A 20,123-nucleotide genomic window follows, 5' to 3' on the forward strand; every position below is an offset into this window, starting at 1 on the left:
CGATGCTGCAGCGCTGGCATGACCAGGCCGAACTCGCGCAGCGCGAAGCCGCGTTCGAGCACTGGCGTGCCGGTCTCGACGCCGCCCCGACCTCCTCGCAGCAGGCGCCCGAGGCTCTGGAACGGCGTGAGATGTGCACCTGAGCGGGCAGATGTCTACGGGCCGGTGGGTGTGTTTTGTGGTGTGTCGCTGCGCTCTTCGGATGGCTCCGATGGCACGCCTTCGCGTTGCAGAAAGCCGTCCCGCACGAGCAAATACTTGTCCAGCGCCATGTCGTCAACGATACGGGTCAGCGGCAGAAGTTGAGCGCGCCGGCTCGTGGTGTCGAGCCCTGCAACGACCAGCCGCGCGGCGGGCGCATGCACCCAGCGCACGACCGAACCCTGACTGTCAAGCGGCAACGCGACCACGGAGCGAAGTGTCGACGGGCCCAGCAAGGGAAGCACGATGTACGGTCCTGCGGGAACACCCCAGGTCCGCAGCGTGCGGGAGAAGTTCAGATGGTGGCTCTCGATCGACATCTCAGAGGCCACATCAAAGAAGCCCAGCAAGCCGATGCTGGTGTTGACACCGAACCGTGTGACGTCGTCCAGGAAATAGTCCAAATGCCCCTGCAGGAGACCATTGATGGCGGACGTCGCATCGCCCGGGTTGGCGCTCATGTTGGCGATGCCGCGGCGCACGGGCTCGGGCACGATTCGACTGTAGTGCGTTGCCACAGGATGGACGATGGCGTCATCAAGTGCTTCGTTCAGCGCGAAGGTGGCTCGATTCCATGGCTCGAACGGATCTCTCGGCGAATGCGCGCATCCAGAGAGAACAGCACAAACGAGAACCAGGGTACGCCGCTGTGACTTCATACGAGTTGGTCGACGCTGGTGCGTCGACCAACTCGCCTGCGTAGGAGAGGAATCAAGCTGGGCGCCGTGTTGTGGTCATGCGGTCTTTATCGTTGCAATCCACTGACCAGCTACTGACGCTGGCTGTCGTGGGGGGGTGTATGCATCAATGGCGACCGCTGCCGTCGGCCCGAAAGGTTGGGGCGGCGTCCGGGCGTCGCCGTGGACTACAGCGTCCTCGCTGCGATCAGCACCGCATTGGTCCCGCCGAAGGCGAAGGAGTTGGACAGCACATAGTGCAGGTCTCCGGCTTCACGTGCGGACCCCACGACGAAGTCAAGGTCGAAAGCCGCATCGGGTGCGACGAGGTTCGCAGTTGGCGGCAAGGCCCGGCGCTCCAGGCATCGCAGCGCGGCGATGAGTTCCACCGCGCCTCCACCGCCCATCAGGTGGCCGTGGATCGCCTTGGTCGCGCTTACGGGCACCGTGCGTCCGAATACGGCTCGAATCGAGGCCGCCTCGGCTGCGTCACCCGCTGAAGTGGCGGTACCGTGAGCGTTGATGTGTCCGATCTGGCCGGTCTCGAGGCCGGCATCGCGCAAGGCTGCGAGCATGGCACGCGCCTGGCCGTCCGGGTTGGGATTCGTGATGTGGCTGCCATCGCAGTTGGTCGCGTAGCCTGCCAGCGTCGCGGACACCGTCGCGCCGCGTGCGCGTGCATGGGACTCGGATTCAAGAACCAGCGCGGCTGCGCCTTCGCCGAGTGCGAAGCCGCTTCGGTCGCCGGAGAACGGGCGGCAGGCCGTCGAAGCTGCATCCTGCGGCGGCGGCGCCAGCACGCGCATCGCATGCCAGCTGGCCATCAGCCCCGGCGTTAGCATCGCTTCGTGGCCGCCGACGATGGCCACGTCCAGCCACCCGCCCCGGATGGCACGCATGGCTTCGCCGATCGCCACGGCCGACGAGGCGCAGGCGCAGGCATAGCCAATGGCCGAACCTCGGGCGCCGAAGTGCAACGCGATCTCCGCCACCGCCGCGTTCGGCATCACCGTCAAGACGGTGGTGGGGCGTAAGCGTCGATGCTCGCCGTAGAGCATTGCGGCGGTGGCGTCGAAACTGGCGCAGCCGCCAATGCCGCTGCCCCAGAACACGCCGAGCCGGTCGGGGTCGAGCGCGCCGGTCGCGATTGCGGCTTGCGCGATCGCCTCCTGCGCAACGGTCAAGGCCATCGCGGTACCGTGGTCGAGCGGCAGGCGCGACGTGCTGCGCACGTTCGCGGAATCGAAGTCGCAGGCCGCCACCGCAAGCAGCATGGGGTCGATCCCCTTGAGCACCAGCGCTTCCGACCGCACGGCAGAGCGGCCTTCGAATAACGCGTCGTCGAAAGCCTCCACCGTTCGACCCAGCGGCGTGAGAAAGCCGATGCCCGTCACGGCAACCGGCGCGGCATGTGTCCCCGGGTTGCTTCGCTGGCCAGCCCGGACGCCGGCGCTTGCATCGTCTGCCCTCATGGATGGCCGGGAACAGTGCCCGCCGGTGTGGCCACCAACTGCTCGATCACCTCGCACAAGCGTTGCAGCGTGATGCCTGCCTCGCGCGGATCGAGCAGTTCTTCGGGAATGCGTAGGTGGCACGCATCCTCCACCGCGAATACGAACTCCATGAGCGCGAGCGAGTCGAGGCCGAGCTCGATCAGAGCGGCTTCGGGACGCACGAGCGCGGGCTCGAGATGAAAATCGGTCACTAGGATCCTTGCGATGTTGTCGAAGGTCGTGGAACTCATGGATACAGTCTCATTGGAAGAGTGAAGGCGTTCCGCGCATTCATACGGTGCCGTGAGCGAAGGAAGCGGCGAAGTTGACGGTTTCTTGAACCACCTGTTGGCGGTCGTTGTCGATAGTGATCATGTGAAAACTGTTGCCCAGCACAACGAAGCGCAACGTTGAACAGCGCAGGCCGCGTGCGAGGATGTCGAGGTTGGCTACGCTCGCAATCTCGTCGTCGCGCGCGTGCAGCGCCAGCACCTGCCGACAGGTCACGCTGTCGAGCTGGCCACGCACATGTCGGATGAGCCGCGCGTGCTCGCGCAGATGGTCAATCCCGATCACAGAGCTGCCCGCACTCGAGATGCGGCGCGTGCGCAACTCACGCTCAATCCATGCACGTACCCGTTCGTTCTTGACGCCATAGGGCGCTCGCTCGCGGTAACGCCAGAAGCGGCCGAGCGGCGTGTAGAGTGCAAGCGGCAGCAAGAAGTGCCGCCGCGGGATCGACCACCCGTCGAAGCGCAGCGTGGTCGACATCAGCACCATGCCGTCGATGCGGTCGCCGCAGCGGATCGCAGCTCCAAGTGCGAGCGACGCGCCGGCGGAGATGCCGACGAGCAACACGCGGTCGTGTGTGGTGCGAAGCGCATCGACCTCGCACTCGATGAGGTCGATCCATTCGACCCAGGGCGCTGCGCGCTGAACCTTGGCTTGTACGTCGAAGGAGTAGCCCTCGATCACCAAGGGCCGCACCGTGTAGCCGCGACCGCGCAGCGAGGACTCGACCGGACGCAATTCGTCGGGCGTGCTGCATAGTCCGTGCAAGAGGACCACGGCCGTGCGCCGAGTGGCCGGATGGCACAAGTGCAATTCAGCGAAGGAATCCCGCACGCTCATCGGGTGTTGTCCGCGAGGCGTCCCGGCAACCTTGACGAAAATGTATGAACAGGAAAGGCTGCAACCCGAACACGAGAATGCCCGCGAGGCACCGCCCATGCGCAATGTCTTGCGACTAGTTGATGAGCGCGAAGGGCCAGCATCCGAACAATCATAAATTCAATGCGCTCGCGAACCCTGACCATTCCCGTCAGGTTCGTCCTTCACTGTAAGAGCGAGCGCTGGGGCGCAGCTCTCTGTCCTCTCGCTCAAGAAATCACCGTGCATGTCGGTCCCAGCAATCAACCAGGAGCATCGCTGCGTCCAATACTTTGAGAATGCAGTACCCTCTGCGCTCGCCGGTCCTACCAAACTGCAGGTGACCAAAGCAGTCGGCTCCGATGCAGAGAACGTCGGATCGATATGATCCTGCGCGGCCCCAGCACTACTTCCAGGGGAAGACGAAGGACGCGCCTTCCTGCATGGCCAGCCGCTGAAACTGCTGCCGTGCGAATTCGAGGTGCTGGTTCTTTCTCTTGATCCAACGGCCCTCTCGGCTGGTGCCCAAGCGGGTACTGATCAATGCGTTGACGGAGCACAACCTCGAGGTCAGCGACAGCGCGCCGTAGAGGTCTTCGTCTCCCGGCTGCGCCGCAAGCTTGCGGATTCCGGGGTGGCGATCCGATCGCGGCGCGATGGAACGAGCGGTCGCATGCGTCGCTGTACCCGATTCCAATCGACGACGTCCGCAAAGGACTGTGCTGTTCGCCTCCGCGCTGAATGACCTCCTCCAGCGGGTGCGGGCGATGCTGGAGCACGAGCGCCAATTCGCGGCCACGACGCGGCCTTCGAGGAGAAGATCGAGCTCGGGCTGGTGTCGAGCGTGACGTCGATCATGGTCAAGGGACAGTCGTGAAGGAGATCGCAGCCTTGCACGGCGCGGAAGTGTCGCTCGGTTCGGGGGCGCATGCCTGACGATTCACTTTCCCGATCCGAGCGGACGCTCGATGGCCTGAAGCGCCGCTGATCGGGCCTCTGGAGTGCGGACCGAACTCGTGTTCAGGTGCATGGGCGCAATCTGGTACTGACGGTGTCGTTCATAGGCGCTGACCACTTCGGCTCTTATTCTCTTTCAAAGTTCCCACGGATGCCGTGCGCGCATGGTCAGGTGCCGCAAGGCAATGCACTCGACAATGGTGGAGCCAGCATTTGATGATCACCCCATGCAGAGCCACCAAATGTTGCCGCCTTCGATTTCGGCGGCACCGGACAGTTCGCGCGGGTTTGTGCGGTACAGGGTCGGCAACGCACGGTTCGCGATCGCTGCTGCTTGTCTGGCCTTGCCGACCACGCATGGCAGCGAGGACATGGCGCCATGCCGCCGCTCGCTTTATGGGCACACAAACGGGAGGGCACTGACAGGGCATTCGGCGCACCTTGACGCCCCTTCTCTGCAAACACGTGTGCATCGGCACACCTCCTTGGCACATCGATCAAACTGACCCAGAGCAGATTTTTCTATCAGAGCTTGCGCCATACCCATTGACTGATTTCATGCCGATACAACCCCTGCGATTGCTGATGTGTGTGTGCTGCACCTTGCTCGTCTGGCGTGGTGCCGCGGCGGCCGAGCTGGCAACTTACGGGACCGATGGTCTAGCCATCGACGCGTGCCATCTGAAATTAGGCCGGGATCATGTTCGTACCTTTTGGCGCGATCCCAATGGCTTGGTGTTTGGCAGTTTTGACCGACTCAGCGCCTGGCTGGCAACGCGCGGCGAAACGCTGGTCTGCGCCACCAATGCAGGCATCTACGGGGAGGACTTACGGCCGATTGGCTTGTATGTCGAAGCCGGCCAAGTGCGGCGCAAGCTCAATGTCCGCAAGCAGGCCTACGGCAACTTCTATTTGCAGCCGAATGGCGCCTTCTTGCTGTCGGACAATGAAGCAAAAATTCTGACGACCGATGAAATCTCTGCAGATACAGAGAAGCAGCTGTCGACGATCCGATACGCCACCCAATCCGGCCCGATCCTGTTGCGGGATACCCAGATCAATCCCTTGTTCACGCCGGGCTCGGAAAACCGCGTGGTGCGCAACGCAGTGTGCGTGATAACCAGCACCGAGATCGTGCTCGCGAGAAGCCGCGCCCCCATCAACTTCCATGACTTCGCCCAACAGCTGCGCGGAAGAATAGGTTGTCGCGATGCCCTCTATCTGGATGGATCGATTTCTCAGCTCTACCCCTTTGGCAACAACAATTTTGGGCCGAATTTTGCGCCGATGATCGGCGCAACGATGCCTGCCAGGCCTTGAACCGGCCGGCAACCTCAGTTCCGCCCTCCGGAGCCGGGCGCAAAGCGAGAAATGGGCAGACGAGCCTTGGCGAATCCTCAAACAGTCACGAGGCCTCGGCAAGTCTTCGGGTTCACCGACTTCGATATTCGGGATGGCCGCAACTGGCGCAAGCCCAATGCCGATACGCCGCCCACCATCACGCATGAGATGGCCCACGGTCGGTTCAGGCGATTCTCGCCCGGTCCCCTTAGCCACTTGCACCCGCTCCAGGCGAATCACTGCGATCGCCGTGGTGCAGGCATTGTTTGCCCCGCCGCCGGTCTCACCCCATAGGCTACAGTCTTCGCCGGCCAGCGAGGCGGAACGTTCGCGCGTCTCGCTCACCGTGCCTTCGATGCGGTTGTTGCTGCTCATGAAGTCGGCGGCAAAAGTGAGCAGACCCGTAGCGGGCCAACGGAAAGGTCACATCGCGGGTAATCCGGCCACGTGTCGCCCCGGTGCTGACGGGCGGCCTCTTCCAGCTCCGGCCTACTTGCAGCGGCACGCTCGACCATCCTCAATGTCTGGGCGGCGTATGCCGCGTTCAAGTGGAGGGGTGGAAAGCCTCGATACGTAGTTTCCCTCACGGACTGGTCAGATTCCGATCAGTCGCAGGGCAGGACATTCGCTCCGGTCGGCAATTGCCACACACCGGAGACAAACACCCATGATTGACCGAAACCTCGCCCGAGGGCTCTTCCTCATCGCGATCTCGCTGGCCTTCGGGCTCCAGTCCCTGCGCTACCCCATCGGCGATTTCAGCCGCGCGGGGCCGGGCCTCTTCCCTGCCCTGGTGAGTTTCCTGCTGCTGCTGATCGGCCTGGCGACCGTGATCCGTTCGCGCTTTGTCGAACGCGTGCAGCTGGACCTGAACCTCAAGAACATCGCCATCATCCTCACCAGCCTCTGCGGGCTCGCGGTGATCTCGATCTACGTGAACATGATCGCGGGCATCGTCTTCATGGTCTTCTTCTCCACTTTGGCCGGCACCTCCTATTCGTGGTGGCGCAACGTCAAGATTGCCGCCGGCCTGGTCGCCATGGCCCTGGTCCTCCAGAAACTGCTCGGCCTGAACCTGCCGCTCTACTGATGGACGTCCTGCACAACCTGGCGTTCGGCTTCTCGCACGCCCTGACCCTGCAGAACCTGATGTTCTGCGCCCTCGGCTGCACCGTGGGCACGCTCGTCGGCCTGCTGCCCGGCCTGGGCCCGCTGGCCACCATCAGCCTGCTGCTGCCCCTGACCTATTCCATTCCCACGGGCGGCGCGCTCATCATGCTCGCCGGCATCTACTACGGCGCGCAGTACGGCGACAGCGTGAGTGCCATCACGATGAAGATCCCGCACGCCAGCAGCATCGTGGCCTGCATCGACGGCTACGCGATGACGCTCAAGGGCAAGACCGGCCTGGCCCTGTTCACCGCCGGCGTCTCCAGCTTCATCGGCGGCACGATCGCCATCGTGGTGCTCGCGTGGATGGCACCCATGCTGGGCGAAGTGGCCTTCCTGTTCGGCCCGGCCGACTACTGCGCCATGATGCTGGTCGGCTTCGTGTGCGTGAGCTTCGTCACCACGGGCAGCCTGCTCAATGGCCTTGCCATGTGCCTGATCGGCGTGCTGCTGGGCCAGATCGGCACCGACGTGAACAGCGGCACCGCGCGCTTCACCATGGACCTGCCCTTCCTGATGGACGGCGTCGGCATCGTGAGCATCGCGCTCGGCTGCTTCGGCATCGCCGAGATCACGAAGAACCTCGACGCCCGCGAGGAGCGCTCGCCCTTCAACGGAAAGATCCACCTGATCCCGACGTGGGAAGAGTTCAAGCGGATCATCCCCAGCGCCCTGCGCGGCGGCGCGATCGGCTCCTTCCTGGGCATCCTGCCCGGCGGCGGCCCCACCATTGCCCAGTTCGCCGCATACGCGATCGACAAGAAGGTCAGCAAGTACAAGCATGAGATCGGCACCGGCTGCATCGAGGGCGTGGCCGGCCAGGCCGCGGCCGACGAAGCGGCGGCACGCACCAGCTTCATCCCGCTGATGAGCATCGGCATCCCCGAGAACCCCGTGATGGCGCTGATGCTGGCCGCCTTCGTCATCAAGGGCATCCAGCCGGGGCCGAACATGATCGCCAGCCACCCCGACCTGTTCTGGGGGCTGGTGGCCAGCATGTGGGTGGGCAACGTCTTCCTGCTCGTGCTGAACGTGCCGCTGGTACGCTATTGGCTGTCGGTGTTCAAGATCCCGTACAGCGTGCTGTTCCCGTCGATCCTGTTCTTCTGCTGCATCGGCACCTACAGCGTGAACAACAGCATGGAAGACATCTTCATCACCGCTGCGTTCGGCTTCGTCGGCTACATGTTCATGCGGCTGGAACTGGATGCCGCCCCGCTGATGCTCGGCTTCATCCTCGGCCCCATGCTGGAAGAGAACTTCCGCCGCTCGCTGCTCCTGAGCCGTGGGAGCTTCACCATGTTCTTCACCCGGCCCATCAGCGGCACCTTGCTTGCCTTGATCGCCGTCTTCATCACGTGGCAGGTGCTTGCGTTCGTCTTTCAGGCTCGGAAGAGGAATGCCCTTCAGCAGCCGGTTGCGTAGTGCGTCGAAGGATTCCGCGCTTCGACCTGAGCGAGCAAGGCTCAAAACCGGGCGCTCAGGCGGGATCGATCGGAAGATCCGCAGCGTGCGGTGCGTGGCTTTTTCGCTAGATCAGCGCTCTGTTGTCGAATCGCCGGGCGTATCGACGCCTCTTCCAGCACGATGCCGAGCTCCTTTTCGCCATTCAGCTGGCAACCGGCGCGAACGCGCTGGCGACCGCCACTGCGGTGCGAGCCCGCATCGCGGAGTTGTCGACGTATTTTCCGCCTGGACTGAAGGTCGTGTATCCGAACGACTCGACACCCTTCATCAAGGCCTCGATCACCGAAGTGGTCAAGACCTTGCTTGAGGGCATCGCGCTCGTCTTCCTGGTGATGTTGCTGTTCCTGCAGAACATCCGCGCCACGATCATCCCCACCATCGCGGTGCCGGTAGTCTTGCTGGGCACCTTCGGTGTAATGGCTGCACTCGGCTTCACGATCAATACGCCGTCCATGTTCGGACTGGTGCTGGCGATCGGCCTGTTGGTGGACGATGCCATCGTGGTGCTGGAAAACGTCGAGCGCGTCATGGCGGAAGAAGGGCTGTCCGCGCGCGAGGCCACCCGCAAGGCCTCACTCACGATCTCCAAGGCCGCGCTTTCGCCGTCCCCGCCACGTCCGTCCTCCTCACCAACCCCGGCTCCCGCCGTACCAGCGATCGAGGCTGCGCCAGTGCTTTCTCCCGCGCCAGAGCCAGCGCCTCCCGCTGCCACACTTCCAGTTCCTGCAGCGCCCGTTGCGTCGCCGGCGGCTCCGGGCCGCGCGGAAATAGGCGTGGCATGTCCAACGCAGGTCAGGCCAGAAATGCCTGCGGCAGCACTTCGGGATGGCGTCGACGGGGTCGTGAAGGCGCAATTGCTGGTGCATGACGGCACCGTGCGCAAGGTGACGATCATCTCGGGGCCGAAGGTATTTCACGCAGCGGTGAAAAAGGCCGCGGCGCAGTACAAGTGCGCCAATCAGCCAAACGATGTTGTTGCCGTCCAGGAGTTCGTTTTCAAGAACTCGGACTAGGGTTCCGAGGACGTTCTTCCACCTTCGAAGCATGAGGCAAGCTTTGCTTAGCGTGCCGTTGAGAGTACGTCTTAAGTGTTCATGGCCCAATAAGCGTTCTGTCATGGTGAGCCATTGGAGCCCAGGTTGAGTACACAAGCCGGGCAAGCGCTTGTTATGTTGATTTCATTCTCTCGCCCCCTGAAAGCCCGCGCAGGGGGGAGAAGAGGGGAGAAGAGGGCGCCACCGCACCGCGACAAACTGACATGGCCTGGCAGAGCCGGCACACCGCCGTCTCGCCTTTCGCAGGAGTTTTTCCATGCCATTCCTCGCGCCCTCGTTTGCACGGCTGCCGCCCCTGGCCTCTCTGCTGGCCGACCAGATGGAATCGCGCAAGAACATCGCCCGGCACCTGGGCGTGAGCCTGCGTACCCTGCAGCGCTACCAGGCCAGCGGGAATGCACCCCGCGCCGTCTATCTGGCGCTGTGGTTCGAGAGCCGCTGGGGCATGGCGGCCCTGCATGCCCAGGCTTTCAACGAAGCGCAGCACGCCCGCGCCTGGGTCGCCTCGCTCGAGCGCGAGTGCGAGCGCCTGCGCGGCGTGATCCGCGCCCTCGAAAGCGCTCAGGGGCAGGCTGCGGCCAACTCGGCGGTGTTTAACGCGTTCTAAGCCGCGCAGGGCGTTGGGGCAGGGGCGCGGCAGCTCGGCTGGGAGGTGCGGGTGCAGGCCGCGCTGCCACCGCCACCACCGCCCACGGTCACCGTGAGCATGCCCGCCCATTACGAGATGACCGGTGGTGCGGGGCTGCGGCGCACCAGCGTGATGAGCTGGCAATGCAGTATGGGGGGAGGGCAGTTGCCCGTGAAATGATGGCGCGCGACAGCCTGCTTCGCAGCGGTTGCGGTCATTCAAGGCGGCACCTTCGACATCGGCTTCGGGCCCCAAAGCGGCCTAATGGTCTTGCTCCGAAGCGGCCGGCCAACGGTTGCGCGAGGCAGCCGCTGTTTCGACAAAGACTTTTCTCTCAGAAGCCAAACAGACCGATCAAGAGCTGTTGTCACTCAGTCGTCTACTTCCTCGTGTAGTGCTGGTCGAAGACCTGCAGCACGTTTGCGTTGTAGAAGTCCTTCTTCGAGCTCTTTGGATTGCCCGGGTCCAGGTACCGCGCCTTGGTGTACTTATCGTCTGTCATCAGAGGCAGTCGAACGCCGTGGAAGTCCTGGTTCTGCTTGAAATCCGTGTAGCGGGCTCCGAGCCGTCTGCACAGGTCGCTGTAGTCCCACGGGTACCGCTCACGGATGTCCTGCTCTGAGAGCGTGACCTTCACCGCGTCGTCGTCTTTTGTCAGCATCACCTTGGACGCGTTAGCCAGAACGCTCTTCTCTAGCTTGACTTGCATTCGGAGCGCCACAGCGTAATCGCCGTCGCCATCTGCGACCTCCTGCGCCAGGTTCTTCAGATGCTCTATAAGCCGCGTCTCGTCGGCTGAAACTACGACTGCATTTATCTCTTGTGGAGGCGCCATAAAAGACAGTGGCAGCACGAGGTTCAGCATCCGCGAGAAGTCTCTGGCGAACCACGCCTTGGACAGCAGCACGAAGTTGCTCACGCTCGCCGCAGCCAACTCCTGCGTCTGCCGGGCCAGCGTGGCATTTGCCGTTACGAAATGGACGCTGTTGTCGCGGATGCTCTGCAGGGCATCCAAGTTGGCTCGCACGGGCGCCGGAAGCTTCGCGGCTGTGCCTTCAAGCTTGGTGATGCACGCACCCAGCGAGATAGACATGGGCAGCCCGGCCCGGTTCGTCTTCAGATACAGCTTCTTTGACGGCGCCCCGCTCTTGGTCGGCCGCGACCCGTAGACCCGGAGCGCTTTGACGGCGTTGCCCGCGTCCTTGAGTACCTTGCCTTTCAGCAGCAACTCCCACGCATTGAGCGCAAGGATTGCGAACGTCTCTTCCCGGTAGGCGAAGGCCGGCTTGTTGTACACCTCGACTGCAGCGGTGATTGCCGCTTGGGCTTTGTCTACAAACCGCAGGTGAAGCGGTGGACGCATTGTTCCCTCCTAGTCTTGCTATTAGCTCGATTGTCCGCGCGGCACCACCGCCGCCCCACAGCGTCATCTTGTTTACGTATCGAGACATCACCACCGCGTTCAGTCGCCTTTGTCGATTCGACCGGCATCGGCAGTGCTGGAGCGACTTGGGGCCTGATATCCGTGGTCAATGAACGCCCGCGTCGCGATCGTTCCATAGGCCGATGGCGCGCTCGCGGTCGCTGTCATCCTCCTCTTTCGTTGTTTCACGCTGGATTGCCAATACCAATGCATTACCGCCGCGAAGGAGGTCCTGAATAAGGGTCGTTAATGCATTGGTCGTCGACGTTCCAGCGCCGATGTACCCCGACTGGAGCAGGTTGTAGAAGGCGCTTTGACGCATGTACCTGCCCTCAAGTGCGTTGTACCCGAGGCGAAGAGAGCCGGAACGCCCGTTTTGCTTCTGATCTCGCATGATCTCCTGAAGATGCTCGAGCGGAATTAGTACACTAGACGTCTTAGAAGCGCCGTAACGACGAACGAACTTGAAATAGAAGATCTCGTGGGACAGGCGGTATGGCCCTTGGCAATCCCGGTGAGAAGCGAATCCCTCCATCGCTTTCATCTGCTTGGCCAAGTGACGGTCCTGGGTGTACACCCAATCCCCCGTATCATTCGCTTCCGACTGAGTCGGCCTGAGCATCTTGTACTGGACCATCACAACATTGCTACGAGAGTGGTTCACGTAGATCAGATCAACTCCAAATGCCTCCTCAAGTTTGTTGCGGTTGGCCGTTATCACTTCAAGGGTCTGCGCGCCATTGCGGAACATCGCCCGTCCCGTCATGTCACTTCCCACGAGCTTGTAGTCGGGCACACTGCGCGCGTCGTGCTCGATTACGGCGTCCTCCATGATCCGAGCGCCGACGAGGCGAGTGTCTTTCCCTTCAACGAGTTCAAGGTTCGCTGCAGGCGCATCGCCGGACAGCCCAAACGCCTTCAAGGCCATGTCGATTGCGTCGGTTTGTTCCCATGCAACCGTGTCTGCGGGCGGCTTCTGAAGGCCCCCAGCGACCATACGCAAGGCTCCATGGTTGACGGAGCTTTTCGCGATGGCTTCGATGACAGCAACACTCAACTTTGGAGAAAGGCGGGTAATGGGTTCGTCCTTACGAATGCGATCAGAAAGAAGCTGAGCAAAGCGCGCGTCTTCGATCAATACGGGCAGACCAGAAATTGCCGGAGTGACCCGGGCAATGCGCTCCACCTTAATCCGCGTATCGAAGGTCGACGTTACCTTCTTCGACTTGATCACGCCGACATATGCCATTTCCTGAATCACGTCATCCTCGCCGTATCCTCCCATCGTGATACGCGTCCCAGAGATGATGCAAAGACAGGGAGGGGCAACCTCCCGGAGATAGTCGTGTGGCAGGTTCAGGGTGAACTCAGTCATTCCCTTCCTGGATGCCAACAGCCCGCCATACCGCTCTTCGGACAGTTTTATGATTGCTGGCGGACGGTTATCAACGAACTTCCTTAAGAAGTTTCGCCATCCGCCTTTTTCTTCTTTTGCCATTGGATGCTTTCCTTAAAGCTCGGGTCGCCCCAAGTTGAGAACGAACTCCTCCCCGAAGAGAACAAGGGACACATAGCACTCGTAGAGTTGGTTGACCTCATCCACCGGTCTGAAGAAGATCTCAAACTCGTGAAGCATCTGATAGTGGTCTTTGCCGTCAAAGAAGACCTTGTCCGGTAGATACAGCTGCCGTCGCGCTATGGTCCAGTGGCGAGGGCCGCTGCCGCGACGAACGAAGCTCCGGAGTGCGTCCAGCTCCGACTTGTCGACAAGCTCCTCGTGGGAAAGGTTCGCCTGGATTAGACGGTGCGCAAGGGCCTCCAGTCCGACCTTTCCAACGAAGCGTGCAAGAGCCCGGTTCTCCGGGGCCACTGCCATTGGGAAAATCAAGGTATGCGACCAATCGCCCAGCAACGACTTAATGAAGCGAGCTTCGTCAGCGTCCGGGTGCGCGCCGATGCTGACTCCCTCGCCCGTGAGGTCATCGGCGTGGTTTTGGACGCGCGTGCGTGATTGCAGATGGAGTCCCTCAAGCGGGATGACCCTTCCTCGCTTGTTCGGGATGGTGGCGCTGAAGCGCCGCTCTCTGAAGTACAGCGAGTCAAGAATCGGCTTCTCGACCTCGCGAGCGATGTAGTTGTTGCACCCGTCACACACGATCCCAGGGCCCAGGACGTGATCGGAATTTCCAAAGGATTCGGGCACGATGTGTTCCCTGGACTTTGATCCCGACGAATCGGCTTTGCAGAAGAGGCACCTCACGTGATCTCCCCTTCCGTCTTTGGGTTACCCATGAGCGGCGCCCAAGTCTCCCGAAAGCCGCTCCAGCCAGGCCGCTACCACTTCGGTGCTCGGCATGTCAAGAGCAACCAGTGGGATGCTCAGAGCCTGTGCAACATCGGCGCCATGGGCTTCCTCGGCTTCACTGAAAGCCGCAAGCTCGGCCTCATTCCAACTCATGTCCTGCCTTGCCTGTAGGCGCTCCAGCAGTACCGGCACGGTGCAGCGAAGCAATAGAACTGACGAGCATTCAAGTGCGCGAAACACGTCGATTGACAGTTTTTCGTGATCGCCCGGCGCACGGCGAAGCACGAAATGTCCGTCCAGGACCAGCGTCCTACCACCATTGCGGACCCGCCTTGCCGCCGAGATGAGCGCCAGCTGGTTCTGGTCAACCTCCGACACTACCTTTGCAGCATTCCACGATGCCAGGCCCCGTTCCTCGCGGATGAGCTGGCTGGCCGTGGCGTGCACCAGCCCGAGCCTCTGGCAGGCCGGCTTAATGACGAAGGTCTTTCCTGCGCCATGGACACCCGCAACAAAGATGGTCACTCTGGCTCCTCCACCAGACGAAACTGCTTGCCGATTCGGCGCAGCTCGGGTGCGCTCAGGTAGCGATACGACTGAGGCGGCCGGAAGCCCTTGAACAACGACTTCGGCGCAACAGGCTTCGCCGGGAGCGTAACCTCTCCCAGCAGGACGCCATAACCATAGGTCTTTCCAGCGAAATACTCCATCAGTTCCGCGCGCTGAAGTCCTGGACCGCGGGAAACGCACTTGGTCCAGACAGTGGGGGGGGACGCGACAACCGCACCATCGACTTCCACGATGCCAACAAGGCGCTGTACCGGCGAACTCGAGTAAATGACGGCCAGTCCAACGGGCTCGGCCGCCCATGACCGCCGGAATTCGACCTTCTTGGCTCCCGTGATGATCTGCTCGGCAAACCGTGGCTTGACCGAGATCAGGATGGCCCTAGGGCCCTGCGGCTGCAAGCACTCTTGAAAACGCGACATCGGAAATCTTGGTGATGGATTGAATGGGGCCCGTAACGACCCTCTCGGCTTGAAGCTGCCGATAAGAGACAGGCTTGAAAAGATGCTTGACCAGCCTGAAAAGGATGACTTTCGTCGGCTGAACCGCCATGTCTTCGATCTCTTTGATGCTGTAGACCGTACGCCGGCTGACCAGGGCGGCGATCCTAGCGGCATCGTCCAGAACGGCGAACTGGTCTACGACACCCAGTGATGTGACGGCTTGCTCGTCCTCGGTCCTGTAGAAAAGCACCAAGTCCCCGGCCCGAATTTCCTTTGTCGCCGCGTGGCAGAGATAGGCCAGCTTGATCGCGTTGCCAACGCTGCCATGAGCTGCGAAAAGAAGGGATTGGACCGCGTCATAGTCAGGAAAGAGGACGCGATGAAATCCCTGCTTTATCGGCACCAGGAACTTTCGGACATGCGTGCCGGCTTGGTAGTGCGGGTAGAACCGCCGCACGTACTCCAGCGGCTGCAGCCCCGCAGCGTCTGGCGCGGCGACGGGATGTGGCTTGACGAAAACGCGGTCCGTACCGTAGGAGCCACGCTCATCGAAGCCGAAGTCGAGCAGAAGGTTGACCAAGTAGCTATGCTTCTCCGCGTCCGTGTGAGTGAAGATGTGCTCGCAACCATTCTCGGTCCCATAGCGAAAAGCCGCTTTCAGAAACAGTTCGCCAATTTTGCGCCCTCGCACGCCCTGGCCGACCTTGAACGTGCAGAGCTTCAGGGCCTTGCCCTCAAGCCTTGCGTGCGTATCTGTAATGACCTCGTCGGACTGAATGTCGTAGACGCAGATTGCGCCCAGCACACCCGCCTCATCGCGGTAGACCCAGGCTTTCGTGTTTTGGCGGGCCTTCCTGCGGAACCAGCCGTCGAACCCCGCGTAGCCATCGCGCAGGCTCTCGAACAGCGCGCCGGAAAGCTCAGGGGTCAAGTTGTGCAGTGGTACATCGTCGATGTTTGGCAGCGAGACGTCGTGCGGCTGATGTAGCCGGCGCATCCAGTCCTCTGCCGTCTGGATGTTGTAGGTGCGGCTCCCAAGGCCGCGCGCCCTGGCCTTTGTCAGGAGCCCTTTGTCTTCCGTGACTAGCGCGTGTACCGCATCGCATTCCAGCGCATAGAGGATCTCGTTGTCGCACGCATCATTCGGACTCGTGGCGGCGTTGTTCCAAGGACACCTGGCTGGTTGCGGGAGAGCCGGGTATCGGCGCACGTGCTGCAGGTTCCTGCTACGCCGGTCCGAGTCCGGATCTCTTTCAAAGTCAGCGATGCTGGCCGGGTGATAAACCAGCCGATGTCCGCCGATTACCGCCAGCCTATGGAAGTTCGCAAGACAGTCGCTCAAGACGGCATACGAGTCCTGAAGCGGAATCAAGACATTTGTGTCGAGTAGAAGCGTAAGTTGCTTCAGCACTGGTCTCCTCGCTAAATTCCTGCGGCCGATTGGCGTTTGCCCCAGCCCAGGCATCCCTCATTGAGGGCTTCCTTGGCCGATCGCGTCGGGCCATCTTACAGAATGTCACATGCTCGCACATTCCTGCCGAGCGAGTGAGGTACGCGATACCGCGTCTTGCAGCGCGTGCAGCAACCGTCTGCAGCGGAAAGCAGCAGTCAATTTCTCCCGAGCATTCTTGCGGGCTTAAGAGCCTCCCATGCCGCTGGCCTCAGATCAAGATGACATGGCTGATGCATTTGTTCATTGGGCGTCGCGATGTTGAATGCCTGGTCTGGCCGACAGCAGGCGTCCAGATCTGCACCATCAAGTCTGCGGACCAGTCTGCAGCCGCCGCAACGGCTACGCTACCTTGCGGGCAAGTTCGAGACGTTCCTCTGGCTGGATCTTGATGATCAGGATGCAACGTAGATCGCGAGCTCGTCGAGGTCGCGCTGCAAAACTGGTGAGGTCGGCATCAGGTGGGCGCGTGCAGCTATGCTCGGGGCGGAAGACCCCGCGCATATTACGGAGAGCAAACTCGCAACATGACTAGCATGGACTTATCCGCGTCCATTTTTGGCGCGGCTGGAGGCGTCGCGACTCTGGCTCCGGAGTTCCTCTATAGGTTCCGGCCACTCAAGCGGCTTCTTCAATACGGAGAGCTGGAGAAGCAGGAAATCTACTTCGCTTCGCCCTCAGAGCTCAACGATCCAATGGAGGGCTTTCGCGATTTGTTCTGGAGGGGGGATCGGATCGTGTGGGAGAACCTGTTCAAGCACTATCTGCGGTGCTTGAACTGGGCCTTCTCCATCTATGTCATAGGAGGCGATTCCCAGCCGCTCAGTTGGAAGAACGTGCCGATCGTCGGCCCCATGCCATCCGAGCCCAGCACCGCGAAGCTCGACGCGCTGCTTCAAGGGATCTTCGACGACATTTTGACGGAGCCCACGGTGATCCGGCTAATCAACGCCCTCGATGGCCGCGCGTTTCCCGTGCGGCGAGACGAGTTACGAAGCTACTTGCGTTGCCTACATCCGTTGGCGTTGGGGACTGTCTGGTCCCGAAACGAGCTTCATCGACCCGCGTCCTCTCGATCGGATGCCGCACGCTTTCTGGATAGCGCGCGCACCGCCCTGCCTGGCCTGGACGAGATGATTGACGCGATGCAATCAATTTCCGGCGAAGCCGACGAACAGCTGGTCCGAGAGCTTTTCGCTCTCTTTGGAGCCATGTCGGGCCAACTCGGGCTCGCCGCTCTCCTGGATCCAGAAGCAGGGGACTACCGGCCGAACAAGGAATTCTTGTTTCGAGCGTTCGCCGACGAATTCGTGGACCAACTCGACCGGCTCGTTTACCCCGACTGGCAGGTCGCCTGCTTTATGTCCGATTGCCGCGACGCGTCTCTGTGGGGAACGTACGGCGACAGCCATACCGGAGTCTGCCTAGTGTTCAGCCCTGTCATTGACGGAGACCGGCCATTTCTTCCGCTCACCCGCGTCAATGGATTCGGTTCGAACGGCGAGTCGCGCGGCCAAGTCAAACACGAGTTCCACCAAGTCAAGTATTCGGCCAAATTTCGTCCCGTGGACTTCTTTCGCTCGATTGGGAGGTTGCCCGAGGCTATTCTATATAAGCACTGGCACTCGAACGCTGACGGCGCGAGAAGCAAATGCGCGTCCGAATACGACGACCAGTGGCGAGAAGACTATTGGAAAGGCTTCTATCCCGGCGCCACGACGAAGTTGGCCGATTGGGCTCACGAAAAAGAATACAGACTGCTGCTCACCGGAATGGCTCTCGACTTCTCGGACAAGGAACGTCGCAAGGCAAACTACGACTTCAAGAATCTCCATGGACTTATCTTCGGCATGAAGACGCCCCTGAGAGAGAGACTGGAAATCTGCAGGATCGTGGCCGAAAAGTGCCGCGCCAGTGGCCGTTCGGACTTCAAGCTCTACGAGGCCTACTATTCGGCTGCTCGCGGCTGTATCGATCACCGCGAATTCAATCTGCTGCGATTGCGGCCGCGCATACCAGTGGGCTAAAGTTCCCGACTTCCTTTTCGCATTAGAGACCACCAGCTGCCCTCCGAGGAAGGCGAACTTGATGGCAACTTCGTGCTGGCCTGAGTTGATCGCCGACGCGAACTGGACGATGAACAGAGGGTCCGGTCTCGCTGTCTACGGTCATTCGATTGTCAAGCGCGAACGGCTGCAAGCAGTCTGGAGCGGACATCGGTGCATGTAGACAAACGTGCGTGATCGATCTTTTGGGAAGGCGTTTCCCCCAGCCGAGGCGCCCGGCATGTCCTTCTGACGGAAGGCAATGCCAAGCAAGTGCAGTACCGTACAGAGTTCACAAGGCAGTCAGGAGTAGCAGGTGGTCGGAGTGGATTGCTTCATAGGTTGATGCCTTCACCCAAGCCCGTCCTTCGGCAGCATGGGCGTTCGCATAGCTCCAAGCAGCAACGCGATGAGCTGTTCTGCTGTCGACGGTCACGCCCGCGACTTCGCCAATCTCATTGAGCTGTGGCGAACGATATGTTAGCCGCTGCAGCCATCGCTCCAGATGGCTTCTTCCTGCCAGAGAGTCAGACTTGCTCCGATTGCATTGCGGATGCGCCAACACGAAGTTGTGAGCAAGGTCGCGCGGATAAAGCGCAAAAGGAACGAAGTGATCTACATCGCTCCCCTGCAAACCCTCCCCGCAATAGAAGCACCACGGGCCATCCAGTTTCCGCAGGCCGGCGCCAATGATGGCCAATGACTGGCGGGAGATCTCAAAAAGAAAATCCTCCAGGTCACCCGTGTCACCCAAGATCCCGTGGTTTCGTCGATTGGCCTTGATGTGGCCCACCCAATGCGTGCGGGACAGCTGCTGCACGAGAGGGTGGAAGCGACGTAGGCAGTAGGCGACGTTCGGCTTGAGCATCACGATGCCTCGGCCCGTCCGTTCGTAGAGGAAGGGGTCGGTGATGCCGCCGAAGTTTTGGAGATAGGCCAATGGCTGCGCCGAGACTACCGCAGCGACCTTGGACAGCAGAGTTCCATACAAGGCGTCCTTGCGTGCCTCGTGCAGAGTTGTCGCGCTCGATCGTGTTCGGAACTCCTCGATCGCCGTCAGAACGGCGGCTTGCACCCCAAGGCTCTGAATCAGCACTCCAGGCCCGGTGTGCGGCCTCCCTGTTCCGTAGGGAAGTGCGTGGCGCCAGTACAGCTGCACGAACCGCTCGGCGATTTGCCGTGTCGTGAGCGCCAGCTCGGCCCCGTCGTCCTTACCAAGCTCCACCGCCAAGTCGGATAGCGCAATGAGCAAGGCAAATTTGTAGGTGGCCGTGAAGTCGCCCTCGGCGAATAGGCGCTGCAGTTTCGTCAGAAACGTCAGCTGCTCCTCGGCAGAAGGTGGGGCCTTGGACGTCAAGCGCGCGGGCTCCAGTAGTCGGCTTTGTCCGGAATCACCCATCGAACGCCACCCCTCGGGTCAGGCAGATCACCGTGGAAGCGCGGGATGAGGTGAATGTGCAGGTGCGGCACCGTCTGGCCCGCGGAGGCACCGTCGTTGATCCCGATGTTGAAGCCATCGGGCTGGAACTCCGCTTTTGCCGCCGCTTGGGCTTGATCGAGCAGTTCCAGCAGGGCGGCACGCTCCTCCTGATTGATCTCAAAAAAGGAGCCCACATGACGCTTGGGAATGACCAGGCTGTGACCCGGCGAGACGGGAAATCCATCGCGAATCCAGAGTGCATGGGTGTTTTGACCCAATACTGTTCGGATAGAGAATTGTGATGCATAATGGCTGCCGTCGCAACGACGGAG

At 61.2% G+C, this 20,123-nt stretch carries 19 protein-coding genes and 1 pseudogene; 7 read left to right on the forward strand and 13 right to left on the reverse strand.

The window, feature by feature from the left end:
* Positions 1 to 2: 2 nt before the first annotated feature.
* A complete protein-coding gene (locus tag ACSQ9I_RS40515; RefSeq protein ID WP_436317479.1) occupies positions 3 to 143 on the forward strand; it encodes a hypothetical protein in 141 nt (46 codons plus the stop codon).
* Between the two features lie 12 nt (positions 144 to 155).
* Here the strand turns inward: ACSQ9I_RS40515 and ACSQ9I_RS40520 are convergent, their stop codons facing one another.
* The 5 genes from ACSQ9I_RS40520 to ACSQ9I_RS40540 form a co-directional block, all read right to left on the reverse strand.
* Positions 156 to 860, reverse strand: coding sequence for an MlaA family lipoprotein (locus tag ACSQ9I_RS40520; RefSeq protein ID WP_436317480.1), 705 nt, complete (start codon positions 858 to 860; stop codon positions 156 to 158).
* Positions 861 to 1,066: 206 nt separating this feature from the next.
* Entirely contained in the window at positions 1,067 to 2,350 is a 1,284-nt protein-coding gene (locus ACSQ9I_RS40525; RefSeq protein WP_436317481.1) for a beta-ketoacyl-[acyl-carrier-protein] synthase family protein, read from the reverse strand.
* Complete coding sequence (locus tag ACSQ9I_RS40530) at positions 2,347 to 2,622, reverse strand: acyl carrier protein (protein ID WP_436317482.1); 276 nt, start codon at positions 2,620 to 2,622, stop codon at positions 2,347 to 2,349. Before ACSQ9I_RS40530 ends, ACSQ9I_RS40525 begins: the two co-directional genes overlap by 4 nt.
* 40 nt (positions 2,623 to 2,662) lie before the next feature.
* The gene (locus ACSQ9I_RS40535; protein WP_436317483.1) at positions 2,663 to 3,601 is read right to left on the reverse strand and encodes an alpha/beta hydrolase; all 939 of its coding nucleotides are present in this window, start codon (positions 3,599 to 3,601) and stop codon (positions 2,663 to 2,665) included.
* Positions 3,602 to 4,697: 1,096 nt separating this feature from the next.
* Positions 4,698 to 4,850, reverse strand: a complete 153-nt coding sequence (locus ACSQ9I_RS40540; RefSeq protein WP_436317484.1) for a hypothetical protein — start codon at positions 4,848 to 4,850, stop codon at positions 4,698 to 4,700.
* A gap of 68 nt (positions 4,851 to 4,918) precedes the next feature.
* On the opposite strand from ACSQ9I_RS40540, the gene ACSQ9I_RS40545 reads away from it, so the two are divergent.
* From ACSQ9I_RS40545 to ACSQ9I_RS40565, 5 genes and pseudogenes are all read left to right on the forward strand, one after another.
* Entirely contained in the window at positions 4,919 to 5,797 is an 879-nt protein-coding gene (locus ACSQ9I_RS40545) for a phosphodiester glycosidase family protein (RefSeq protein ID WP_436317485.1), read from the forward strand.
* Positions 5,798 to 6,485: 688 nt separating this feature from the next.
* The gene (locus ACSQ9I_RS40550; RefSeq protein ID WP_436317486.1) at positions 6,486 to 6,908 is read left to right on the forward strand and encodes a tripartite tricarboxylate transporter TctB family protein; all 423 of its coding nucleotides are present in this window, start codon (positions 6,486 to 6,488) and stop codon (positions 6,906 to 6,908) included.
* A complete protein-coding gene (locus ACSQ9I_RS40555; protein WP_436317487.1) occupies positions 6,908 to 8,413 on the forward strand; it encodes a tripartite tricarboxylate transporter permease in 1,506 nt (501 codons plus the stop codon). The genes ACSQ9I_RS40550 and ACSQ9I_RS40555 overlap by 1 nt, the downstream gene beginning before the upstream one ends.
* A 110-nt stretch (positions 8,414 to 8,523) precedes the next feature.
* Positions 8,524 to 9,048 (forward strand): annotated as a pseudogene (locus ACSQ9I_RS40560) (efflux RND transporter permease subunit); the annotation flags it as partial.
* Positions 9,049 to 9,766: 718 nt separating this feature from the next.
* Complete coding sequence (locus tag ACSQ9I_RS40565; protein ID WP_436317488.1) at positions 9,767 to 10,117, forward strand: hypothetical protein; 351 nt, start codon at positions 9,767 to 9,769, stop codon at positions 10,115 to 10,117.
* Positions 10,118 to 10,517: 400 nt separating this feature from the next.
* Here the strand turns inward: ACSQ9I_RS40565 and ACSQ9I_RS40570 are convergent, their stop codons facing one another.
* The 6 genes from ACSQ9I_RS40570 to ACSQ9I_RS40595 form a co-directional block, all read right to left on the reverse strand.
* Positions 10,518 to 11,501, reverse strand: a complete 984-nt coding sequence (locus tag ACSQ9I_RS40570) for a DUF3644 domain-containing protein (RefSeq protein ID WP_436317489.1) — start codon at positions 11,499 to 11,501, stop codon at positions 10,518 to 10,520.
* Between the two features lie 166 nt (positions 11,502 to 11,667).
* Positions 11,668 to 13,059, reverse strand: a complete 1,392-nt coding sequence (locus ACSQ9I_RS40575; protein ID WP_436317490.1) for a hypothetical protein — start codon at positions 13,057 to 13,059, stop codon at positions 11,668 to 11,670.
* Between the two features lie 12 nt (positions 13,060 to 13,071).
* Positions 13,072 to 13,821 (reverse strand): HNH endonuclease, encoded by a 750-nt coding sequence (locus ACSQ9I_RS40580; RefSeq protein WP_436317491.1) that lies wholly within the window; start codon positions 13,819 to 13,821, stop codon positions 13,072 to 13,074.
* Between the two features lie 24 nt (positions 13,822 to 13,845).
* A complete protein-coding gene (locus tag ACSQ9I_RS40585; protein WP_436317492.1) occupies positions 13,846 to 14,391 on the reverse strand; it encodes an ATP-binding protein in 546 nt (181 codons plus the stop codon).
* Positions 14,388 to 14,855 (reverse strand): hypothetical protein, encoded by a 468-nt coding sequence (locus tag ACSQ9I_RS40590; RefSeq protein WP_436317493.1) that lies wholly within the window; start codon positions 14,853 to 14,855, stop codon positions 14,388 to 14,390. Before ACSQ9I_RS40590 ends, ACSQ9I_RS40585 begins: the two co-directional genes overlap by 4 nt.
* Positions 14,815 to 16,287, reverse strand: coding sequence for a GNAT family N-acetyltransferase (locus ACSQ9I_RS40595; protein WP_436317494.1), 1,473 nt, complete (start codon positions 16,285 to 16,287; stop codon positions 14,815 to 14,817). Before ACSQ9I_RS40595 ends, ACSQ9I_RS40590 begins: the two co-directional genes overlap by 41 nt.
* Positions 16,288 to 16,853: 566 nt before the next feature.
* Between ACSQ9I_RS40595 and ACSQ9I_RS40600 the strand changes: the two genes are divergently transcribed.
* Complete coding sequence (locus ACSQ9I_RS40600) at positions 16,854 to 18,353, forward strand: hypothetical protein (RefSeq protein ID WP_436317495.1); 1,500 nt, start codon at positions 16,854 to 16,856, stop codon at positions 18,351 to 18,353.
* 310 nt (positions 18,354 to 18,663) lie between these two features.
* On the opposite strand, the gene ACSQ9I_RS40605 is transcribed toward ACSQ9I_RS40600, so the two are convergent.
* Positions 18,664 to 19,728, reverse strand: coding sequence for an HNH endonuclease (locus ACSQ9I_RS40605; protein ID WP_436317496.1), 1,065 nt, complete (start codon positions 19,726 to 19,728; stop codon positions 18,664 to 18,666).
* On the reverse strand, positions 19,725 to 20,069 hold the full coding sequence (locus ACSQ9I_RS40610) for an HIT family protein (protein ID WP_436317497.1): 345 nt from the start codon (positions 20,067 to 20,069) through the stop codon (positions 19,725 to 19,727). The genes ACSQ9I_RS40605 and ACSQ9I_RS40610 overlap by 4 nt, the downstream gene beginning before the upstream one ends.
* Positions 20,070 to 20,123: the final 54 nt, after the last annotated feature.

The sequence above is a fragment of the Variovorax sp. LjRoot84 genome (genome assembly GCF_964254305.1).
Classification (GTDB): domain Bacteria; phylum Pseudomonadota; class Gammaproteobacteria; order Burkholderiales; family Burkholderiaceae_C; genus Variovorax.

Coding starts and splice junctions, on each gene's coding strand:
- ACSQ9I_RS40515 (WP_436317479.1), top strand. CDS start 3: ATGCTGCAGCGCTGGCATGACCAGGCCGAACTCGCGCAGCGCGAAGCC.
- ACSQ9I_RS40520 (WP_436317480.1), bottom strand. CDS start 860: ATGAAGTCACAGCGGCGTACCCTGGTTCTCGTTTGTGCTGTTCTCTCT.
- ACSQ9I_RS40525 (WP_436317481.1), bottom strand. CDS start 2,350: ATGAGGGCAGACGATGCAAGCGCCGGCGTCCGGGCTGGCCAGCGAAGC.
- ACSQ9I_RS40530 (WP_436317482.1), bottom strand. CDS start 2,622: ATGAGTTCCACGACCTTCGACAACATCGCAAGGATCCTAGTGACCGAT.
- ACSQ9I_RS40535 (WP_436317483.1), bottom strand. CDS start 3,601: ATGGGCGGTGCCTCGCGGGCATTCTCGTGTTCGGGTTGCAGCCTTTCC.
- ACSQ9I_RS40540 (WP_436317484.1), bottom strand. CDS start 4,850: ATGTCCTCGCTGCCATGCGTGGTCGGCAAGGCCAGACAAGCAGCAGCG.
- ACSQ9I_RS40550 (WP_436317486.1), top strand. CDS start 6,486: ATGATTGACCGAAACCTCGCCCGAGGGCTCTTCCTCATCGCGATCTCG.
- ACSQ9I_RS40555 (WP_436317487.1), top strand. CDS start 6,908: ATGGACGTCCTGCACAACCTGGCGTTCGGCTTCTCGCACGCCCTGACC.
- ACSQ9I_RS40565 (WP_436317488.1), top strand. CDS start 9,767: ATGCCATTCCTCGCGCCCTCGTTTGCACGGCTGCCGCCCCTGGCCTCT.
- ACSQ9I_RS40570 (WP_436317489.1), bottom strand. CDS start 11,501: ATGCGTCCACCGCTTCACCTGCGGTTTGTAGACAAAGCCCAAGCGGCA.
- ACSQ9I_RS40575 (WP_436317490.1), bottom strand. CDS start 13,059: ATGGCAAAAGAAGAAAAAGGCGGATGGCGAAACTTCTTAAGGAAGTTC.
- ACSQ9I_RS40590 (WP_436317493.1), bottom strand. CDS start 14,855: ATGTCGCGTTTTCAAGAGTGCTTGCAGCCGCAGGGCCCTAGGGCCATC.
- ACSQ9I_RS40600 (WP_436317495.1), top strand. CDS start 16,854: ATGACTAGCATGGACTTATCCGCGTCCATTTTTGGCGCGGCTGGAGGC.